Raw genomic sequence first — 19,240 nt, forward strand, 5'->3', positions numbered from 1 at the left:
CTTTACTGCCGGTAGCTCTTCTCCCGCAACACGCTCGGAGCAGCAGGAGAAGAGTATACCAAAAAAACTTTATTGTGGTGTAAATCGGCGTAAATGTTGCACCGTCGCCAGCCAGGCGGCGATCCAGCCAATCATCGCGGAGATAATCAGCAGCAACAGCGCCTCATCCCACCCCAACCCATGCAGGGTAAAGGTGGTGCCGAACACTTTTGCCACGCCGGTCACCACCGACCCCAGTTTCCACACCAGCGCCCCGGACAGCAGCAGTGACAGCAGTGCGCCGAAAAAGCCGAGCATCGCCCCGCCGTTCAGGAACGGCCGCAGAATGAAGCCGTCGGTCGCGCCGATCAACTTCATCACATTGATGGTGTCGCGGCGGCTGAAGATGCTCAGACGCACGCTGTTGCCTATCACCAGGAAGACCGCCACAATCATCAGAATGCCGATCATCGCCGCCACCTGCCCCACCAACCCGGTCAGCGCCGCCAGGCGGGCAAACCAGCTGTCATCCATCCGCACTTCGTCCACCCCCTGAACCGCCGCCACGCGATCGCGCAGGGTATTGAGGGTTTCCGAACTCTGGAAGCTCATCTTCGGCGTGATGATAGCCACGGCCGGCAGCGGGTTTTCTTCCAGCATATCCAGCGCACCGCCGAAGCCGGACCAGTTGCGGAATTCGCCCCGCGCCTCTTCGCGCGACAGGTAATTCACCTTCTCTACGCCGGCTTCCGCCTTGATGGCGTCGAGCACTTTCACCGCGGCGTCGTCATCGAGAGATTTATCCAGATACACCGTCAGCTGCGGCGTCGGATACCACTGGGTGGCCGCAGTGCTGACGTTTTTCCAGACGATATAACACAGGCTCGGCAGCGTCAGGGAGATGGCGATAACCATCACCGTCAGCAACGTCGCCAAAGGTTGACGCAGCATATCCTTGATGGCGTTCATCCAGGCATAGCGCCATTGTTCACGCCAGCCGCCACGCAGCGCCTTGCTCTTGGCGGTTTTTGCATTATTCGCCATGATGCGCTCCTCCAGCCATACGGCCCTGGCTCAGGCTCAGAATGCGGTAATTGCGACGGGCGATAAGCCCGGTATCGTGAGTGGCCATCAGCACGGTAACGCCAACACGGTTAAATTCTTCAAACAGGCGCAGAATGCCTTCCGACAACGCGTCATCCAGGTTACCGGTGGGTTCATCCGCCAGCAGCACCGCCGGTTTGTTCACCACCGCACGGGCGATGCCCACGCGCTGCTGTTCACCGCCGGACAGCTGAATCGGGAAGTTTTTCGCTTTATCCAGCAGCCCGACCTTGTCCAGCGCGGCGGAAACGCGGCGGCGGATGTCTTCGGTGCTGGCGCCGGCGATGATCAGCGGCATCGCCACGTTGTCATAGACCGTGCGATCCAGCAGCAGGTGGTGATCCTGGAAAATCATGCCGATCTGACGACGCAGAAACGGCACCTCGCTGTTTTTCAACCGGCTGATGTCGTGGCCACCAAACCAGATATGGCCGGCGCTTGGTCGTTCGATACCACAAATCAGTTTCAGCAGGGTACTCTTCCCCGCGCCGGAATGGCCGGTCAGAAACGCCATCTCCGCCGGGCGCAGATGGAAATCTACCCCCTGCAGCGCTTGCCGTCCGCCCAGATAAGCTTTACTGACCTGTTCAAAGCGAATCATCCGTATTAATCCTCTCGGGCAAAAAGTGCCTCAATAAAATCGTCAGCCTTAAATGGCCGCAAATCTTCGATACCTTCCCCAACGCCAATATAGCGAATCGGGATTTCGAACTGATCGGCAATGGCGAAGATCACCCCGCCCTTGGCGGTACCGTCCAGTTTAGTCAGAGTGATGCCGGTTAAGCCCACGGCTTCATTAAATAATTTCGCCTGGCTGACAGCATTCTGTCCGGTGCTGGCATCAAGAGTCAGCATAACCTCATGGGGGGCCTGGTCGTCCAGTTTTTTCATGACGCGGACGATCTTCTTCAGCTCTTCCATCAGATGCGCCTTGTTCTGCAAGCGGCCGGCGGTATCCGCGAGCAGCACGTCAATACCGCGCGCCTTGGCAGCCTGCACCGCGTCGTAGATCACCGAAGCGGAGTCCGCGCCGGTATGCTGCGCCACCACAGAAATACGGTTGCGCTCGCCCCACACTTGCAATTGCTCCACCGCCGCCGCACGGAAGGTATCCCCCGCCGCCAGCATCACCGATTTGCCTTCCGCCTGGAACTGACGAGCCAGCTTGCCGATGGTGGTGGTTTTCCCCACGCCGTTCACCCCAACCATCAGAATGACATAGGGGTTTTTACCGCCAACATCCAGCGGTTGTTCAACTTTAGTCAGAATTTCAGACATTTCCTCCTTCAGCTTGCCATACAGCGCCTCGGCGTCTTTCAACTGCTTACGACTGGCGTGCTGGGTAAGGGAGGTAATGATTTTACTGGTGGTCTCCACGCCGACGTCGGCAATCAGCAACTGTTCTTCCAGCTCTTCAAACAGATCGTCGTCGATTTTCTTGCCGCGGAACAGGCCGATAAAACCGGAGCCCAGGTTCTGCTTGGTTTTTACCAGGCTGCGCTTCAGGCGGGCAAAGAAGCCTTCTTTGGTCGGACGTTCCTGCTCTTGAGTGACCGCCGGGGCCGGCAACTCGCCTTCCGCCGATTCGGGCTCTTGTTCTTCTGTTGCAACAACGGCTGGAGCAATGATAATCGGCTCAAGCGCAACGCTGACCGGCAGAGGCTCTGCTTCTGGCTCTGCTTCTGGCTCTGGCTCTGCTTCTGGCTCTGGCTCTGCTTCTGGCTCTGCTTCTGGCTCTGGCTCTGGCTCAACCAACGCCTCAATCATTTCCGGCTCAGGTTCAACAATCGGCTCAGGCTCGACGGCAGGTGCGATGAGTTCAGGCTCCGCTGCAATGACCGCAACCGGCTCAAGGATCTCTTCAGCCTCAGGCTGCTGTTGCGCCGCCACCTGTTCGGTGAGGGTGACAACCTCTTCCGCCAACGCTTGCGCCGGGGTGGCATGCTCAGCGACGGCAGGTAAGCTTTCGGCGATGTGTTCGCCGGTCAGGCTGCCGTCCCATTCCCCTGGGGTATCAACGGAGGCGGCAGGTTCAGATTCCTGGGCGGGGAGCTTGTCGTCCAGCGGGGCGGCAACCGGTTCAACCGGCGTCTCCACGGCCTGATTTTCCGTCTGCTCTACCGACGGTTCAGGTTGCGATTGCTCTTCTTCCTTCTGGCCGAAGCCCAGCCAGGAGAAAAACCCACGTTTCTTATCTTTTGCCATGTGATGACTCTACTCCGTACCTAAGGCTTGCTTATGCTGACAATAATCCGCCGAGTCTATCACTTTCCCTCGCGCAGCAACACGCATCCGGTATGCTTTCCACTGTGAAATCAGGCAACAAAGTTTTACCGTTCCCCCCGGGGCGTCTCACCGGTAGAATAGAGGCAACTTTTCGTTAACTCGTGCGGCCTCGCGGCCAGAGAAAGAAATAAAGCAAACCTATGACAAGACTATCGCCACGGGCGACGGCAAAAAAACCGCCCCAGGCCGCGGCCGGGCAGATCCGCATCATCGGCGGCCAATGGCGCGGGCGTAAACTGCCGGTGCCGAACAGCCCGGGGCTGCGTCCGACCACCGATCGCGTCCGCGAAACCCTGTTCAACTGGCTGGCGCCGGTCATTCAGGGTGCGCGCTGCCTGGACTGTTTTGCCGGCAGCGGTGCACTGGGATTGGAGGCGCTGTCACGCTATGCCGGCAGCGCCACGCTACTGGAATTTGAACGCCCGGTGGCACAGCAGTTGGAGAAAAACCTGGCACTGCTGCAGGGTAAAGGCACGGTGGTCAACACCAACACGCTGAACTGGCTGGCGGGCAACGGCCAGCCGTTTGACGTGGTGTTTCTCGATCCGCCGTTCCGCAAAGGGCTGCTGGCAGAAACCGTCACCCTGCTGGAACAGCAGGGCTGGCTGGCCGATGAGGCCTGGATTTACGTAGAGGCCGAGGCGGAAAGTGCCGCGGCCGACGTGCCGGCCAACTGGCAATTACACCGGGAAAAAGTCGCCGGTCAGGTCGCTTACCGGCTTTATATTCGTTCGCAAGAGAAAACCGACAATGCTGATTAATCTGGGCCGCCTGCTGATGCTGTGCGTATGGGGCTTTCTGCTCTCCAATCTGTTCCACCCTTTTCCCAAGCCGCTGAAGTATTTCATCGACGTGGCGCTGTTCTTTATGGTGGTGATGCACGGGCTGCAACTGGTGTTACTGAAGTCCACCCAGCCGAAAGATCAGCCGATAAGCTACTGGCAGGAAGCCAAGATCTTCATCTTTGGCGTATTCGAACTGCTGGCCTGGCAGAAAAAGCAGCCGCCAATTAAAAGGAAATAACCCGTTCGGGCGCGGCATCCGGTGCCTCGCTATTGCGATTGCCGAGCGGTAAATGAGACGTATCTTGTTCCCTGCATGCTCAGCGTGCCTTGCGCGCCCTTTTCGATCGGGTTGTACTGCCACTGTTTCAGCCGCAGCCGGATGTCCTCACCGCCGCGCAACGGGGTGAACACTACCTCATAATGCATCGGCTCATTGACCATCTGTTCGCGCTGGCGCGAACGGGTGGTCGCCACGGGAAACTCGCGCTTGTCGCTCACCTTGACCTGCAAGCTGCGCACCGGCGCGCGGTCATTTTCCGCCTCGGCCCGGCGCTGGTTGAAGTAACGGTGCGTCGCCAGCACGGCGATCAACGCAATCACGGCGATAAAAAACAGCGGCGGCTTACTCATCTTTATTCCCATTCCTTTCGCGGTTAAATCGGCGTAAACATAGCATTCTCAAGAAAGCATTGTCGATTGCAGGCGCGCTGCCTACACTGCACATAGGAAGTGACACTGGTGACAATTTGGAGCCGTGCTCTGCGGCTCCCATAATGAATAAGGAAGACACAATGAGTTGGCCGTTCCTTGCCGTATTCTTTTCCGGTTGGCTGTTCGTAGACGCCTCCTATCGTGGGCCACGCTGGCAACGTTGGGTATTTAAACCGCTTACTCTGCTGCTGCTGTTGCTGCTGGCCTGGCAAGCGCCGGTGCTGGGTGCCGCAGGCTATCTGATCGTCCTCGGGCTGGTCGCGACGCTGATCGCCGACGCCTTGCTGCTGCTTCCGCGTGAGCGTGTCTTGTACGCCATCGGCGCATTTTTCCTTTCGCACCTGCTTTATACCCTGAGCTTCGCCAGCCAGATGACTTTCAGCCTGTTTTGGCCGCTGCCGTTGGCGCTGCTGATTATCGGCGTGTTGCTGTTGGCGACGATCTGGACCCGGCTGGAGGACATGCGCTGGCCAATCGCCACCTACGTAGCGATGACGTTGCTGATGGTGTGGTTGGCGGGTGAACATTACTTCATGCGCAGCACCGATTTTGGCTTCTCGCTGTTGGCGGGCACCTCGCTGCTGCTGTTAGCCAACGTGGTGTGGCTACTTAACCGTTACCGCTTTAGTTTCAGGGCGGCGGATGCGGTGGTGGCGTTTTGTTACTTCTCCGGCCATTTCCTGATCGTCCGCTCGTTATACCTGTAAATGCCCAGGGCGGGTTCGGGCTACCGAACCCGTTTTATTATCTCAGCGCCTTCAGAGTCAGGCCATCCTCCGCCCCGGGTTGGTTGCGGTAACTCTCGCCGTCGCGCGAAAAGAACGCCAGCGTACTGCCATCGGCCTGCAACAGCGCGATGCCATCCGGCGCCGGGCGCCAACCAACGACCTCTGCCGTAAACAGCTTTTTCAGACAGTGCTGAGGATCCACCAGCCGATAGCCGTTGGTTTCACTTTGTTCGCCAGCCAAAAATTCAATCTGACACTGCTGTTCGGCATCGGCGATCAGCCATTGCCCCGCCAGCGACTTCGCGGAAGGAAGAACCAAACTGCCGGCCATAACTGCTCCCGTAACCATCATGCCTCCCGCCATCACGGCGGCCCACGCTAAACTGCCTTTCATGTTAACTCCTGCATAACGCCCGGCCAGGCTGCGCCGGGCGTTATGATGTTCATTGTTACACGATAAAGTCAGTGGCAACGTCCGCCTGCCCGACAATTTTCACCAGGAAGTCCGGCGTTTGATGCCCACCAATGTTCAGCGCCAAATCGCTGACGTTGCTCGAGGTATCGTAGGTTAACAATGCTTCACCCGCCGCACCGCTGAAATGATCGACGAAATGGATCGCATCGCCGCCCTGCGCCCCTTGATTAAAGAACGACAGGTCAATTTTATCGGTACCTTTCTGGAAATCGCGGATCCAGTCAGAAGCGCCCGGCTTGGAATCGCTGACGGCGGCGAAAACAAAGGTATCTTTGCCGACGCCACCCCACAGTTCATCGGCACCTGCGCCGCCGAACAGGATGTCGTTGCCCGCACCGCCCTTCAACAGGTTGTTGGCCGCATTACCGACGATAACGTCGTTGCCTGAACCGCCAATGGCGTTCTCAATGGTGACGCCCGCCGCGATCGACACATTGCCTTTCAGCCCGCCTACGTCCGAGAAAGATTTCTCGTTCAGGTTAATACGCTGATTGGCGGTGTAGCCGGAGAAATCGAAGGTATCATTGCCGCCCGCGTCCCAGGCCGCAAAGATCACTTTCTGCGCGTTGCCGGCGGTGCTGAGGAAATCGCGACCGGTATTGGAGTTGAAGCCATACACTGTGTCGCCGGTGCGGGTGGACAGGTTAGCGCCATACAGGTGCTGAATGGCGGAAATGTCATCCAGCAGCGGCGCCGCGGCATAGTGCCCGCCGTTATCGCCGCCGGTATTGGTTTCACTCCAGTAGCTCATCAGGCTGAACTCGCGAGTGTCTTCGGCATAGCTGGCGTCGTTGTAGGTTGGGTCGCCTTCCCCGGCGTTGTAATCGCCCGGGTGGCTCAGGCCCAACGCGTGGCCAATTTCATGAGTGAACGTCTGGCGACCGTAATCTTCGCTTGCCGGATGTTGAACATTGGACTGATTGACGTTGTACCAGGTTTGGCCGCCCAGATTCTGCCCCTGATAAATCGTGTTCGGCAGGAAAGCGTAAGCCTGAGTATCGTAGTCGTAATGGCCGGGGCGATCCTGGCTGTAATTGCCGAAGGTGATATTGACCTTTTGGTTGGCGGCAACTTCGGTGAAAGTGATATTCGCCACGTCCGACCAGGATTGCAGCGACAGTTTAGCCTGTTGCTGCTGTTCGGCGCTGAACTTGCTCAGCCCGGTATCGCCGGCGACGTTGGTAGAAGAGAATTTATAATCGGGGAAAGAGAAAGTTAATTTAACCGGTTGACCAAAAACCTTATAACCGTTCCAGGTTTGGTTCTCACGGGTAATAAACAGCCCAGCTTGTTCGGTAGAAAATGAGTCCTTGCCATTAATCTGGATCCCGTTGCCGCGCTCATGGTAATGCAACAGATCCTCTACAGCATTATAGCCGGATCCGGTAGAGGCGAGACTGGACTCAGTAACTTCAATTGCCTTTTTAGTAGATTGCATTGGTTCGATTCCACTCATTAGCTGATTGTTATCAATCAGACAGATAGACATAACCTGCCAGAAAGCCACGATGGACGAACCAGCGGCTTGCGGGAAGGGGTTTATGCGCCGTTACCGGCAGTGTGTTAGATAGAATTAATGCATATATATCAGCAAATAAGATTACCAACAGAAATGGTAATCGATTCCAATTATAGGCAGGGACCCAAAACTGAACACAAAATAATCAACCATATATTTTAATAACGAAAGATATTTGTGCTGGTTTTTGGCCATTTTTACAAATCAAAAGCAACAAATTCCCTACAAGTTGGCTACAAACTTCAATAAGAATGCGACCTGCAGACACAAGCGGATCATGCTGGCTGTTTTGAACAAAAGAGTTAAATTTAACTAAATAGTTATAGATTAATAACTCTTTATTATTAGCTGGCGGGGCTTTTTAGTTCGCCTGGAAATAACATCTTCTTATATCGACTAACGGCCTGAGAGTGCATTGCCGAAAAACACCCCACGGCATCACCAATATATTAATCTTTGCATTATTACCCTGCTATCAAACACTTTTTACCGTACGCCCCCTCTCCGCATGACAGTTAGCAATAATTCTCATCCCGGCGCTTGACTCTGGAGTTGACTCCAGGGTGTAGAGTCGGCGCAATGAACATCATTAACTGCCCGGAGGGGGACGTTATGCATACCCATCAAAACCATAATCATCAGGAACATAACCCTGCAGAAGGTGCCTGCGGCTGCAATCACAGCCACGGCAAAACCCAGCACGGTTGCAGCAGCGAGCAAAAAAACCTGGCCGTTGAAACCGATCACGCTCACTCGCACGATCATGGCGCCAGCTGTTGCAGCACGGACGATCATGAGGATCCGGATGAGGAAAGCGACAGGCTGGCTGCCGCCCCTCCTTCCGGTAGCCGGCGTTACAGTTGGAAAGTCACCGGCATGGACTGCCCAAGCTGCGCCAAAAAAATAGAGAACGCCATTACGGGCATTCCCGGCGTAGAAAACGCTCGCGTGCTGTTCGCCACTGAAAAACTGGTGGTCGACGCCCAATCCGATGTCAGCCTGCGCATCCAGGATGCGGTGCAACAGGCCGGCTTTACCCTGCTCGGCGCCCAGACAACCAAAGCCGAGTCGCCCAAGGCATCACACCTGAAAGAGTTCGGCCCGCTGCTGCTGCTCACCACGCTGATGGTGGTCAGCTGGGCACTCGATATGGTCAATCCTGAGCTGGGGCGCATTGCGTTTATCGCCACCACGCTGGTCGGTCTGGCACCGGTCGCTACCAAGGCGCTGCGGCTGATCCGCTCCGGTACGCCGTTTGCCATTGAAACGCTGATGAGCGTGGCGGCAATAGGCGCGCTGTTTATCGGCGCCACCGCCGAGGCGGCCATGGTGCTGCTGCTGTTTATGGTTGGCGAACTCTTGGAATCCTACGCCGCCAACCGCGCACGCCGTGGCGTGAAGGCGCTGATGGAACTGGTGCCGGAAGATGCTTTGCTGGTCCGGGGCTCGGAGCGCAAACGCGTGCCGGTCGCCGGCCTGCGCCCCGGCGATGTGATTGAAATTGCCCCCGGCGGCCGCCTGCCGGCCGATGCCGAACTGCTCAACCCGTTCGCCAGTTTCGACGAAAGCGCCCTGACCGGCGAGTCGGTGCCGGTCGAACGTCAACAGGGCCAGAAAGTGGCGGCGGGCAGCCTGTCGGTCGATCAGGCCGCGCAGATGAAGGTGATTTCCGAACCGGGCAAAAACGCCATCGACCGCATTCTGCAACTGATCGAAGAGGCCGAAGAACGCCGCGCCCCTATCGAACGTTTCCTTGACCGGTTCAGCAGTTACTACACGCCAGCGATTATGCTGCTGGCCGTTGCGGTGATCCTGGTGCCGCCGCTGCTGATGTCGCAGCCCTGGGATATCTGGATTTACCGTGGCCTGACCCTGTTGCTGATTGGCTGCCCTTGCGCGCTGGTCATATCCACTCCGGCGGCGATTACTTCCGGACTGGCGGCAGCCACTCGACGCGGCGCCCTGATTAAAGGCGGCGCAGCGCTGGAACAGTTGGGCCAGGTGCAAACCATTGCCTTCGATAAGACCGGCACGCTGACGGAAGGCAAACCCCGAATCACGGATGTACTGCCGAGCAACGGCTTCAGCGAACAGCGGTTGCTGACCCTGGCGGCGGCGGTAGAAACCGGCTCCCACCATCCGCTGGCGCAGGCAATTATCAAACGGGCCGAGCAGTATGGCGCACCTCTGCCACCGGCTCAGGCGCGTCGCGCTCTGGCTGGGGTCGGGGTGGAAGGTAAGGTCGACGGCAAAACCCTGTTGATCAGCGCACCGGCCAAACTGGCAGCAGGCCAGCTCGACGCACAGTTGCAAAACCAGGTGGAAAAACTGGAAAACGCCGGTAAAACGGCGGTGGTGGTGTTGGAAGACGGCGTGGCGATCGGCCTGTTGGCGCTGCGTGATACGCTACGCAGCGATGCCAAACAGGCCATTGCCGAACTGAACGCACTGGGGATCCACGGGGTGATGCTGACCGGGGATAACCCGCGGGCGGCGGCGGCGATTGCCGCTGAACTGGGGATCGATTACCGGGCCGGGCTGCTGCCGGAGGATAAAGTGAAGGCGGTGATCGAACTGAGTGAACGGCGCCCAACGGCGATGATCGGTGACGGCATCAACGATGCACCGGCGATGAAAGCCTCAAGTATCGGTATCGCCATGGGCAGCGGCACCGACGTGGCGCTGGAAACCGCGGACGCGGCGCTGACCCATAATCGGCTGGTCGGTGTGGCAGAGATGATCCGCATCTCGCGCGCCACGCACGCCAATATCCGGCAAAACATCACCATTGCGCTGGGGCTGAAAGGGATATTCCTGATCACCACCCTGCTGGGGATGACCGGGTTGTGGCTGGCAGTGCTGGCGGACTCGGGCGCTACCGCGCTGGTCACCGCCAACGCACTGCGCTTGCTGAAGAAACGTCAGTGATGCTCTGCGCCGGAGCCCATCCCTGGGATCCGGCGCTACTTTCATCAGCGACAGTGCCTTCAGGGATAGCGTCGGCGTGCATGCAGGACTCGCATCACCCGGATACGTTCGGCAACCACTTGGTAGATCAGAAGATAATTGGGATGAACAATGATTTCGTGCGTGCCATCAACCCTGCCACGGCGAAAAATATGAGGATGTTCAGCGGCAGGAAGAATTGCTTCTGAAATTAACACCTTCATTTTTCTGGCTGCCCGAGGATTGTCATTGGCAATGAAAAGCAGTATATCCGCCAAATCCTGGCGAGCAGATCGACTCCATTCGATGACGAGCCTTTATACCTGTTTGGCTTTCTTCCTTGCTTCCGCTACAGCGATAAGAGCATCCATCTCGGCCATCACCTCATCATGGGAAATGCCAGGCAGGGGATCATCCATGGCTTCCCGAACCTTTTCCCGAAACCAGCGATCGTAGATTTCCGTCTGCTCTTGTGTCTCATATTCTGAGACAACGGGCGAGCGTAAGATAACCATTGCTTACCCCTTTTTCCTGTACCCCATTTCAGGCAACTTACCGCACAAAACGGTCAAAAACTATACGCCCTTACGTAACAGGTAGCGGTACGGTGCCTTGTCGGTTTCCTGCGCCACCAGCGTGTGCTCCATAAAACGGCAAAAGCCCGGAATATCGCGGGTGGTGGCCGGATCATCGGCAATAATCAGCAGGGTTTGACCGTCATCCATATGGCGTACGGTCTTGCGCACCATCATCACCGGTTCCGGACAGCGCAGCCCCAGCGCATCAAGCGTCTGGTCTGCCTGGGCAAATAAGTCAGTCATGCAATTTTCTCGATCAAAAGCGATCGGCGAACGCCCGCCGCATCTCATTGGCGCCTAGTTTACGCCGGTAGTTTTTCTGCGCAAGATACGTTAACGTTTGCGTTAAATTTAGCCATTGCATTGGTTGCGCAAACACGTATCATGCCGCCGCGCAGCGCATTTTGCTGTGGCGACAAGAAACTCTGGGTTCCCTCACCCCACGACTAAAAAGGCTACAACATGTATTCGTTTACCGCTCAGCAGCGCCTCACCGCGTTGGTCTGGCTATCGCTGTTCCATATTGTCATCATTACCTCCAGTAACTACCTGGTGCAGTTGCCGATTACCGTTTTCGGCTTCCATACCACCTGGGGGGCGTTTACCTTTCCGTTCATCTTCCTGGCAACCGATCTGACGGTGCGTATTTTCGGCGCCCCGCTGGCACGGCGTATCATCCTTTCGGTAATGGTCCCGGCGCTGTTCATCTCGTACGTGATTTCTACCGTGACCTATCAGGGCGAATGGCAGGGCTTTGCCGCGTTGGGGAGTTTTAACCTGTTTGTGGCACGCATCGCCATCGCCAGCTTTATGGCTTACGTGCTCGGTCAGATCCTCGACGTACACGTTTTCAACCGCCTGCGCCAACGCAGCGCCTGGTGGGTTGCTCCTGCCGCGGCAATGTTCCTCGGCAATATCAGCGATACCCTGTCGTTCTTCTTTATTGCGTTTTATAAGAGCAGCGATGCTTTTATGGCCAATAACTGGGTGGAGATCGCCCTGGTGGATTACAGCTTCAAGGTTCTGATCTGCCTGCTGTTCTTCCTGCCGATGTACGGCGTACTGCTGAATATGCTGCTTAAGCGCATTGCCGTCCGCCGCAATGACGGCGGCCTGCGAGCGAACTGACCCGTGTTATCATTGGCGGCCTGCACCCTGCGGAGGCCGCCAATGACAGTCATCACCCGCCACGCCACCCTCAAAGAAATCCACGCCCTGTACGGGCAAATCCCCGAATTCGGTGGCCTGCACAGCCTGGCCGATTTATAGCAACGCATCGGACTGTCCGCCTGCCACCTGCTGATCGCCGAGATTGACGGCCAACCCGCCGGTTTCAAACTGGGTTATCAGACGCAAGAAAAGGTATTTTACAGCTGGCTGGGCGGCGTGCTGCCGGCCTTTCGCCGCCACGGCGTGGCGCGAGCCTTATTGGCTGAACAGGAGAGCTGGGCGCAGGCTCAGGGCTATCGCCAGGTGAGGGTGAAAACACGCAATCAGTTCCAGGCGATGCTGATGATGCTCATCGGTAATCACTATCGGATTGTTCAGCTGGAAAAGAAAGGCGAAGTGGCTGATTATCGGCTATTACTTGAAAAAACCTTGTGACAACATCTGCCTTGCATTTCAACGTGGAATAGGTTGCGATACGGCAGTAAAAACCTACCTGAAAGGAAGAAGGAAGCCCAATGCGTAAAGTAGCAAAATTGATGGGTATCAGCCTGTTAGTGCTTGGCCTGGCGGCCTGTGACGGCGACACCAAAGACACCAAGGCGCCGGCGGGCGGCGCTGCGGCCAGCGCACCGGCCGGGCAACAGGTGAGTTTACTGGACGGTAAACTGGCGTTCACCCTGCCGGTCGGCATGGCGGACCAGAGCGGTAAGCTGGGCAACCAGGCGAACAATATGCACGTTTACGCCGACAGCACCGGCCAGCGCGCGGTGATCGTGATCCTCGGCGACAAGACCGCCGACAACCTGGAAACCCTGGCCAAACGTCTGGAAGACACCCAACGCTCGCGTGACGCCAATCTGCAGGTGATTACCAACAAAGCCATCGAGGTTAACGGCGTCCCTCTGCGTCAGTTGGACAGCATCATCACCAGCGGCGGCGAGAAAGCCTACTCTTCGATCCTGATCGGCACACTGGATAACAATATGCTGACCATTCAGGTAACGCTGCCGGCGGATAACCAGCAGCAGGCGCAAAGTGAAGCCGAAGGCATCATCAACACGTTGAAACTGAAGCCGTAATCCCAAGGGGCCGGCGCGCCGGCCCCCGTTTCGCGACCTCATTACCGATTACGCCAATGCCTGCGCCAGCAGGGTGATCGGATGTTCGCAGCGCTTGCTGGTCGACATCTCGATTTGCCACTTGCAGGTTTCGCAGTCGGTCACCACCAAATCCACACCGCTTTCCTCTATCTGGCGAAACAACGAAGCGCCAATACCCTGTGAAGTCGCATAGTTCTCCGATTTAAACCCGTAGGTGCCGGCAATGCCGCAACACTGCGAATCCAGCACGACCAACTCCAGCCCCGGAATTTGCCGCAACAGCTCCAGCGTATAAGCGGTCCAACCCATTTTCTCCATATGACAGGGCGTATGATACGCCACCCGCAACGGCGTGCGTTTCAGCGGCAGAGTGCGACCCTGGATGATCAGACGATACAAATAGCGCGTCGCCAGCTCTACCCGCTCGCGCACCGCCGAGGTATCCACCTCCAGCAGGTGCGGATATTCATCGCGCAGGGTAAAGGTACAGCTCGACGAGGTGGCCACCACAGAAATACCGCGCTCCAGTACCGACTCATGCAAGGATTCGGCATTCACCTTGGCCTGCTTTTTGGCCTGGGTGATAAAGCCGTTGGCGATCAAAGGCACGCCGCAACATTTCTCGCGTTTCAGCAGCTGTACGCCGATATTCATCGCGTTAAAGACCTTGATCAGATCCTTGCCCAGTTGCGGATGGTTGTAATTGACGAAGCAGCCGTGAAAAAACGCCACCTGTTCGGCATAGCGCTGCTGGGCCTGCGCCTGCCGGCGATACCAGCGGCGGAAGGTGCCGAACGAGTATTTTGGCAACTCGCGGCGATGGTCAATTTTCAGCGCTTTGTCCAGCAGCGCACGCACCGGTTTCAGGCCGGTGGCGGCGTTGACTATGGGCGCAAAGGGTGTCGACAGCGACCCCATGAGGTCGGTATGGCTGAGGATGGCGTCGCGCAGCGTCGGTTTGCTCTGAGCGTAGTCGGCGCGGGCGCGCTGAATGATATCGCCGATTTTGACGTCGGACGGGCAGGCGACCTCACAGCGCTTGCAGTTGGTGCAATACTTCAGCGCTTCATCGTACAAAGCCGGATCTTTCAACCGCAGGCGTTCGCCGTCTGGCCCCGCCTGTTTTGGCCCCGGATAGAGTGGGTTGGCTTTGGCGACCGGACAATAGGTGGTGCAGACGGTGCATTTGATGCAGTTTTCAAAGCTGTTGTCTTTCTGCAGGCTCATGGTCGCCCCTCCTCTGCGGCAATCTGTTGCGCAACGTGCAGCGCCCCGATCAGCGAAACGCCGGCACCGCAGCCCTGCTGTAGCGGATCGTACCCGCCGGTGACCGCGCCGATGGCATACAGGTTGGTCAGCGCCTCCCCGCACCTTAACGCACGCAGCCGGCCATCGGTGCGTACGCCGAACTGCAAATAAGGTTGCGGAGCAAACAGATCGCTGCGGCTCCAGTCGGCGCGATCCGCACGGCTTTCTACGTCCAGCCCAAACACCGGCTCGCGCACGCCGTCAAAATCCGCCACCAGCCCATTGCTGAAAAAGCTGCCGCTGGCCAGCACCACCTGCTGCGCCTGCAACGGAATATCGCCATGGTTGCGGGTGTAAAGGCCGGTAACACGCCCGGCGTCGATATCCGCCCGCAGCACGCTGTCCCCCGGCATAAAGATGCCCCCCAGCTGTTGCAGACGCCGGCGCAATGCCTGGTGCAAACGCATGCCCAGCACCGAAGGCGGTAGCGTCGGCAACAAACGCACCGGTTTGCCCACTGCCGCCTGCAGCGCCACCAGCGGAGCATCCTCCTCCAACCCCAGACAGGCCGGCAGGAAAATCGCCTCGGCATCACCGGCCAGGCGGCGCAGCTCGTCCTCCATCGGCATCAGGTTTTCCGGCAAATCCAGCACTCTGGCGATATTCACCGCCCGGAACTCGCTGGGATTGTTGCGCAACCGGTCCAGCGCGGGTAAATGCAACCAGTCGCCCCTGGTGCGCACACCCAGTGCCTGTATGAGTGAATCGGCGGCCAGTTGCGGCTGAAAATCCAAAAATCCCTCAATGCCAATCACCGCAACGCTTTCCCACGGCAGTTCACCGGCCAGCGGCGTTACCGGAATGGTCTTCGGACTAAGCCAGGTTGCCCGGCGTGTGCCGAGCGGCGTAATGCGCAGATGATTCCTTTCATTGCTGCCTTGCAGGCTCAGGCCGCAGCGCTGCAACAGTTGGGCCGCCTCATCAGACAACTGCGCCACCCTGTCTGCGCCAATCAAGGAATAAGGATGCTGCGGCGCCTGTCGCGCCAGTTCAGACAACGCAGCCAGCGGTGCGTCAACCGGCGTGCCGTCGGGCAATTGCGCCAACAAATCGAGCGAGCCGGAGGAAAAATACAACGCGCTCTGGCCAGAGCTGACCACGGCGCAGCGCTTGCCCTGCTCCGCCAAACCGATGGCGCAAGCCATGCCCGCCAGGCCGCCGCCAATCACCACCACGTCAAATCGCATCATCCACCTCCTGTTTCTCTCGGGCATCCAGTCCGCACAATCCCTGATAAACCCAACTGGTGAACTCGCTTTCGCGCAGCGCGTCGCCCCAGGCAATCGGGCGTATACCCTTCCAGCGCTCATTGAGGAAATGCGACAGCTGATCGATCGACTGCTGCGGGGTGGCGACGTTAAAGCGCGTCAGTAGCCCGGCCGCGCGGCAGGCGCACAGCTCGCCCTGGCAGGTGCCCATGCCAACACGGGTGCGGCGGCGCAGATCCACCAGATTATTTACGGTGAGTGAGTTCACCGCATAGCGCACCTCGCCGGCGGTGACCGCCTCGCATTCGCAGACCAGACTGTTGTCCAGCCGATCGCCAGCCGGTACCAGGCTGGCGCGATCGCCGTGGCGATACACCGCCGAGCCGCGAATACTGGCCGGCAACGCCACCACGCTGCGCACCGTTTCCTCCGACGTCTGCCGGGAGCCGGGCAACGGTTCGATCGCGGTGGTGCATGGGCTATCCAATCCAAGCTTTTCACACACTTTATCGGTCGCCCACTGCGCCATCAGGCGATAGGTCATCAACTTGCCGCCGGTGATGGTGATAAATCCTTCCAGCCCATCGCGGCTGGCGTGATCGAGCAGCACGATGCCACGGCTGACGTTGCGGCCGCTGGGGTCGTCGTCGCTGGCCACCAACGGCCGCACCCCGGCATAGGCGCGCAAAATGCGGGTTTGCGCCAGTTCCGGCGCCAACAGCGCACCTTCACGGATCAGAATGTCCACCTCCTGCGGCGTCACCACCATATTGTCTATCTGGTCATAGTCGATGTGGGTGGAGGTGGTGCCAATCAGCGAGATGGTGTCACCCGGCACCAGAATGTCGGCGTCTGCCGGTTTGCGGCAACGGTTGATCACCATCTTGTTGATGCGGTGGCCCAGGATCAGCAATGCCCCTTTGGCCGGGAACATGCGGATGCGCAGATCGGCGTACTCCGCAATCTGTTGGCCCCAAATGCCGGCGGCGTTGACCACCACCTCGGCGTGGATATCGTAGCGGCGCGTAGTCTGATGGTCGAAAACGCGCACGCCGGTCACGCGGTCACCCACGCGCAATAAACCGACCACCTGATGATAGGTCAGGATCTGTGCGCCATGCTCGCGGGCATCGAGCATATTGGCGGCGGTCAGGCGGAATGGGTCGACGGTACCATCCGGCACCCGCACGGCGCCGATCAGCGCCGGGTTAGCCGCCGGCTCCAGGCGCAACGCGAGTTGCGGATCAATGGCTTCGGCGTTGATGCCGGCACTGTGGCACGAGGCGATAAACTGTTGCTGGTAGGTCAACGAATCCTGCGGCAGGGTAATGAATAGCCCATCGGTGCGCTCGATGCAGTGATGGGCGATGTGTTTGAGGATGCGGTTCTCTTCTATGCACTCACGCGCCGACTCGCCGTCGGTCACCGCATAGCGCGCTCCGCTGTGCAACAAACCGTGGTTACGACCAGTGGCGCCGGTGGCGATATCATGGCGCTCCAGCAGTATGCAACGCAGGCCACGGCGCGCGCAGTCACGGGCAATACCCGCCCCGGTTACACCGCCGCCAATGATTATCACATCCGTTTCGCTGTCCGGTGAATGGCTGCTCATGACGCTCCCTCAGGATCCGTGGTTATTGCCCTATTGGGCCACAGCTACTGGGGTCTTTGTTTGATAAGGAACAATAACGAACTTAAAACGAAAACAAAATGTCCACAAAAAACCATGAATGTGATCGGAATCACGATTTTTGGCCGTTTTTCTATTTCATATCGTTAACTAATCGCTCAAAATCCGCCTGAGTTTCATAAAAGTGTAACATTTGCGCCATTCATCACAGTGACACCAGGCTGTTTTGACTAGGATGACGCTCGTTATGGAACAAAAAAACACCACATTCGATATCCGCTCAATCATCAAATGAACGTAGACGATCATATTGATGTGATAACTAAATAAAGCCATCGGAGGCGCTCATGTTGAGTATTTTTAAGCCGGCAGCACACATTTCCCGTGTGCCGGTCGACAAAGTCGACCCGCTGTACCGTAAATTGCGCTGGCAAATATTTCTGGGGATTTTCTTCGGTTACGCCGCCTACTATCTGGTGCGTAAGAACTTCACCCTGGCGATGCCTTATTTGATCGACCAGGGTTTCAGCCGCGGTGACCTCGGTTTCGCGCTGTCGGGTATTTCCATCGCCTACGGTTTTTCCAAATTCATCATGGGGTCGGTTTCTGACCGCTCCAACCCACGCGTGTTCCTGCCCGCCGGTTTGATTCTGGCTGCCGCAGTGATGTTGTTCATGGGCTTCGTGCCCTGGGCGACATCGAGCATCGCGGTCATGTTCGTATTGCTGTTCCTGTGCGGTTGGTTCCAGGGCATGGGCTGGCCGCCTTGCGGCCGTACCATGGTGCACTGGTGGTCGCAGAAGGAGCGTGGCGGTATCGTTTCGGTCTGGAACTGCGCCCATAACGTGGGTGGCGGCCTGCCGCCGCTGCTGTTCCTGCTGGGCATGGCCTGGTTCAACGACTGGCACACGGCGCTTTATATGCCGGCCTTCGGCGCTATTCTGGTGGCCCTGATCGCCTTTGCGCTGATGCGCGATACGCCACAATCCTGTGGCCTGCCGCCGATAGAAGAATACAAAAACGATTACCCGGACGACTACAGCGAGAAAGCGGAAGAAGAGCTGACCGCCAAGCAGATCTTCATGCAGTACATTCTGCCGAACAAGCTGCTGTGGTATATCGCCGTGGCCAACGTGTTCGTTTACCTGCTGCGTTACGGCATTCTGGACTGGTCACCGACCTACCTGAAAGAAGTGAAGCATTTCACGCTGGATAAGTCTTCCTGGGCCTACTTCCTGTACGAATACGCCGGTATTCCGGGCACCCTGCTGTGCGGCTGGATGTCGGACAAGGTGTTCAAAGGCAATCGCGGCGCCACCGGCGTGTTCTTTATGACTCTGGTGACCATCGCTACCGTCGTTTACTGGCTCAACCCGGTCGGTAATCCTGGTATCGATATGGCCTGCATGATCACCATCGGCTTCCTGATTTACGGCCCGGTGATGTTGATCGGCCTGCACGCGCTGGAACTGGCTCCGAAGAAAGCGGCCGGTACCGCAGCGGGCTTCACCGGTCTGTTCGGTTACCTGGGCGGCTCCGTTGCGGCCAGCGCCATCGTCGGTTACACCGTGGACTACTTCGGTTGGGACGGTGGCTTTATGGTGATGATTGGCGGCAGTATCGGCGCGGTAGTGCTGCTGTTGCTGACCATGCTGAGCGAGAAAAAGCACCACGCAGAAATCGCAGCCAACAAACGCGGCTAAGCATTATCGC

The 19,240-nt window shown here is 57.8% G+C and carries 19 protein-coding genes and 1 pseudogene; 8 read left to right on the forward strand and 12 right to left on the reverse strand.

Going from position 1 to position 19,240, the window contains the following annotated elements; translation table 11 throughout:
* Window positions 1-69: 69 nt before the first annotated feature.
* The 3 genes from ftsX to ftsY are packed head-to-tail and all read right to left on the reverse strand — an operon-like array spanning window position 70 to window position 3,288.
* Window positions 70-1,023, reverse strand: a complete 954-nt coding sequence (gene ftsX, locus D4100_RS14795) for a permease-like cell division protein FtsX (RefSeq protein WP_006317226.1) — start codon at window positions 1,021-1,023, stop codon at window positions 70-72.
* Window positions 1,013-1,684, reverse strand: a complete 672-nt coding sequence (gene ftsE / locus D4100_RS14800) for a cell division ATP-binding protein FtsE (RefSeq protein WP_004950974.1) — start codon at window positions 1,682-1,684, stop codon at window positions 1,013-1,015. The genes ftsX and ftsE overlap by 11 nt, the downstream gene beginning before the upstream one ends.
* A 5-nt stretch (window positions 1,685-1,689) precedes the next feature.
* Window positions 1,690-3,288 (reverse strand): signal recognition particle-docking protein FtsY, encoded by a 1,599-nt coding sequence (gene ftsY, locus D4100_RS14805; RefSeq protein ID WP_119804660.1) that lies wholly within the window; start codon window positions 3,286-3,288, stop codon window positions 1,690-1,692.
* Window positions 3,289-3,509: 221 nt separating this feature from the next.
* Here ftsY and rsmD point away from each other — a divergent pair, with 221 nt between their 5' ends.
* A complete protein-coding gene (gene rsmD, locus D4100_RS14810; protein ID WP_006317224.1) occupies window positions 3,510-4,130 on the forward strand; it encodes a 16S rRNA (guanine(966)-N(2))-methyltransferase in 621 nt (206 codons plus the stop codon).
* Window positions 4,120-4,392: a DUF1145 family protein gene (locus tag D4100_RS14815; protein WP_006317223.1), complete on the forward strand. Its 273-nt coding sequence runs from the start codon at window positions 4,120-4,122 to the stop codon at window positions 4,390-4,392. Before rsmD ends, D4100_RS14815 begins: the two co-directional genes overlap by 11 nt.
* A 29-nt stretch (window positions 4,393-4,421) precedes the next feature.
* Here D4100_RS14815 and D4100_RS14820 read toward each other — a convergent pair whose 3' ends face one another.
* On the reverse strand, window positions 4,422-4,784 hold the full coding sequence (locus D4100_RS14820; protein WP_119804661.1) for a DUF2500 domain-containing protein: 363 nt from the start codon (window positions 4,782-4,784) through the stop codon (window positions 4,422-4,424).
* Window positions 4,785-4,945: 161 nt separating this feature from the next.
* On the opposite strand from D4100_RS14820, the gene D4100_RS14825 reads away from it, so the two are divergent.
* Window positions 4,946-5,572, forward strand: coding sequence for a lysoplasmalogenase (locus tag D4100_RS14825; RefSeq protein WP_006317221.1), 627 nt, complete (start codon window positions 4,946-4,948; stop codon window positions 5,570-5,572).
* 37 nt (window positions 5,573-5,609) lie between these two features.
* Here D4100_RS14825 and D4100_RS14830 read toward each other — a convergent pair whose 3' ends face one another.
* Window positions 5,610-5,987, reverse strand: coding sequence for an AprI/Inh family metalloprotease inhibitor (locus tag D4100_RS14830; RefSeq protein WP_119804662.1), 378 nt, complete (start codon window positions 5,985-5,987; stop codon window positions 5,610-5,612).
* Window positions 5,988-6,042: 55 nt separating this feature from the next.
* Window positions 6,043-7,506, reverse strand: coding sequence for a serralysin family metalloprotease (locus D4100_RS14835; RefSeq protein WP_119804663.1), 1,464 nt, complete (start codon window positions 7,504-7,506; stop codon window positions 6,043-6,045).
* A gap of 693 nt (window positions 7,507-8,199) precedes the next feature.
* Here D4100_RS14835 and D4100_RS14840 point away from each other — a divergent pair.
* Complete coding sequence (locus D4100_RS14840; RefSeq protein ID WP_119804759.1) at window positions 8,200-10,515, forward strand: zinc/cadmium/mercury/lead-transporting ATPase; 2,316 nt, start codon at window positions 8,200-8,202, stop codon at window positions 10,513-10,515.
* Between the two features lie 59 nt (window positions 10,516-10,574).
* Here D4100_RS14840 and D4100_RS14845 read toward each other — a convergent pair whose 3' ends face one another.
* From D4100_RS14845 to tusA, 3 genes are read right to left on the reverse strand one after another with little or no spacing between them, the layout of a single operon-like run.
* Complete coding sequence (locus D4100_RS14845; RefSeq protein ID WP_119804664.1) at window positions 10,575-10,841, reverse strand: type II toxin-antitoxin system RelE/ParE family toxin; 267 nt, start codon at window positions 10,839-10,841, stop codon at window positions 10,575-10,577.
* Window positions 10,842-10,850: 9 nt separating this feature from the next.
* On the reverse strand, window positions 10,851-11,048 hold the full coding sequence (gene relB, locus D4100_RS14850; RefSeq protein ID WP_006318280.1) for a type II toxin-antitoxin system RelB family antitoxin: 198 nt from the start codon (window positions 11,046-11,048) through the stop codon (window positions 10,851-10,853).
* A 60-nt stretch (window positions 11,049-11,108) separates the two neighbouring features.
* Window positions 11,109-11,354 carry a sulfurtransferase TusA gene (tusA, locus tag D4100_RS14855; RefSeq protein ID WP_004950955.1) on the reverse strand — a complete coding sequence of 82 codons (246 nt, stop codon included), beginning with the start codon at window positions 11,352-11,354 and terminating at the stop codon, window positions 11,109-11,111.
* Window positions 11,355-11,573: 219 nt separating this feature from the next.
* Between tusA and D4100_RS14860 the strand changes: the two genes are divergently transcribed.
* From D4100_RS14860 to D4100_RS14870, 3 genes and pseudogenes are all read left to right on the forward strand, one after another.
* Window positions 11,574-12,239, forward strand: a complete 666-nt coding sequence (locus D4100_RS14860) for a 7-cyano-7-deazaguanine/7-aminomethyl-7-deazaguanine transporter (RefSeq protein ID WP_006318281.1) — start codon at window positions 11,574-11,576, stop codon at window positions 12,237-12,239.
* 42 nt (window positions 12,240-12,281) lie between these two features.
* A pseudogene (locus tag D4100_RS14865) lies at window positions 12,282-12,716 on the forward strand (N-acetyltransferase family protein).
* An 80-nt stretch (window positions 12,717-12,796) separates the two neighbouring features.
* A complete protein-coding gene (locus tag D4100_RS14870; RefSeq protein WP_119804665.1) occupies window positions 12,797-13,360 on the forward strand; it encodes a DcrB family lipoprotein in 564 nt (187 codons plus the stop codon).
* A 48-nt stretch (window positions 13,361-13,408) separates the two neighbouring features.
* On the opposite strand, the gene glpC is transcribed toward D4100_RS14870, so the two are convergent.
* Genes glpC through glpA form a run of 3 tightly spaced genes read right to left on the reverse strand, consistent with a single transcriptional unit; the run spans window position 13,409 to window position 17,509 of the window.
* Window positions 13,409-14,608, reverse strand: coding sequence for an anaerobic glycerol-3-phosphate dehydrogenase subunit GlpC (gene glpC / locus D4100_RS14875; protein WP_006318284.1), 1,200 nt, complete (start codon window positions 14,606-14,608; stop codon window positions 13,409-13,411).
* Window positions 14,605-15,876: a glycerol-3-phosphate dehydrogenase subunit GlpB gene (gene glpB, locus D4100_RS14880; RefSeq protein ID WP_119804666.1), complete on the reverse strand. Its 1,272-nt coding sequence runs from the start codon at window positions 15,874-15,876 to the stop codon at window positions 14,605-14,607. The genes glpC and glpB overlap by 4 nt, the downstream gene beginning before the upstream one ends.
* Window positions 15,866-17,509, reverse strand: a complete 1,644-nt coding sequence (glpA, locus tag D4100_RS14885) for an anaerobic glycerol-3-phosphate dehydrogenase subunit A (protein WP_119804667.1) — start codon at window positions 17,507-17,509, stop codon at window positions 15,866-15,868. The genes glpB and glpA overlap by 11 nt, the downstream gene beginning before the upstream one ends.
* Before the next feature lie 365 nt (window positions 17,510-17,874).
* On the opposite strand from glpA, the gene glpT reads away from it, so the two are divergent.
* Entirely contained in the window at window positions 17,875-19,230 is a 1,356-nt protein-coding gene (glpT, locus tag D4100_RS14895) for a glycerol-3-phosphate transporter (protein WP_119804668.1), read from the forward strand.
* Window positions 19,231-19,240 lie beyond the last annotated feature (10 nt).

Origin of the sequence: Serratia inhibens, from assembly GCF_003591175.1 — a bacterium.
In the GTDB taxonomy this organism is placed as follows: domain Bacteria; phylum Pseudomonadota; class Gammaproteobacteria; order Enterobacterales; family Enterobacteriaceae; genus Serratia; species Serratia inhibens.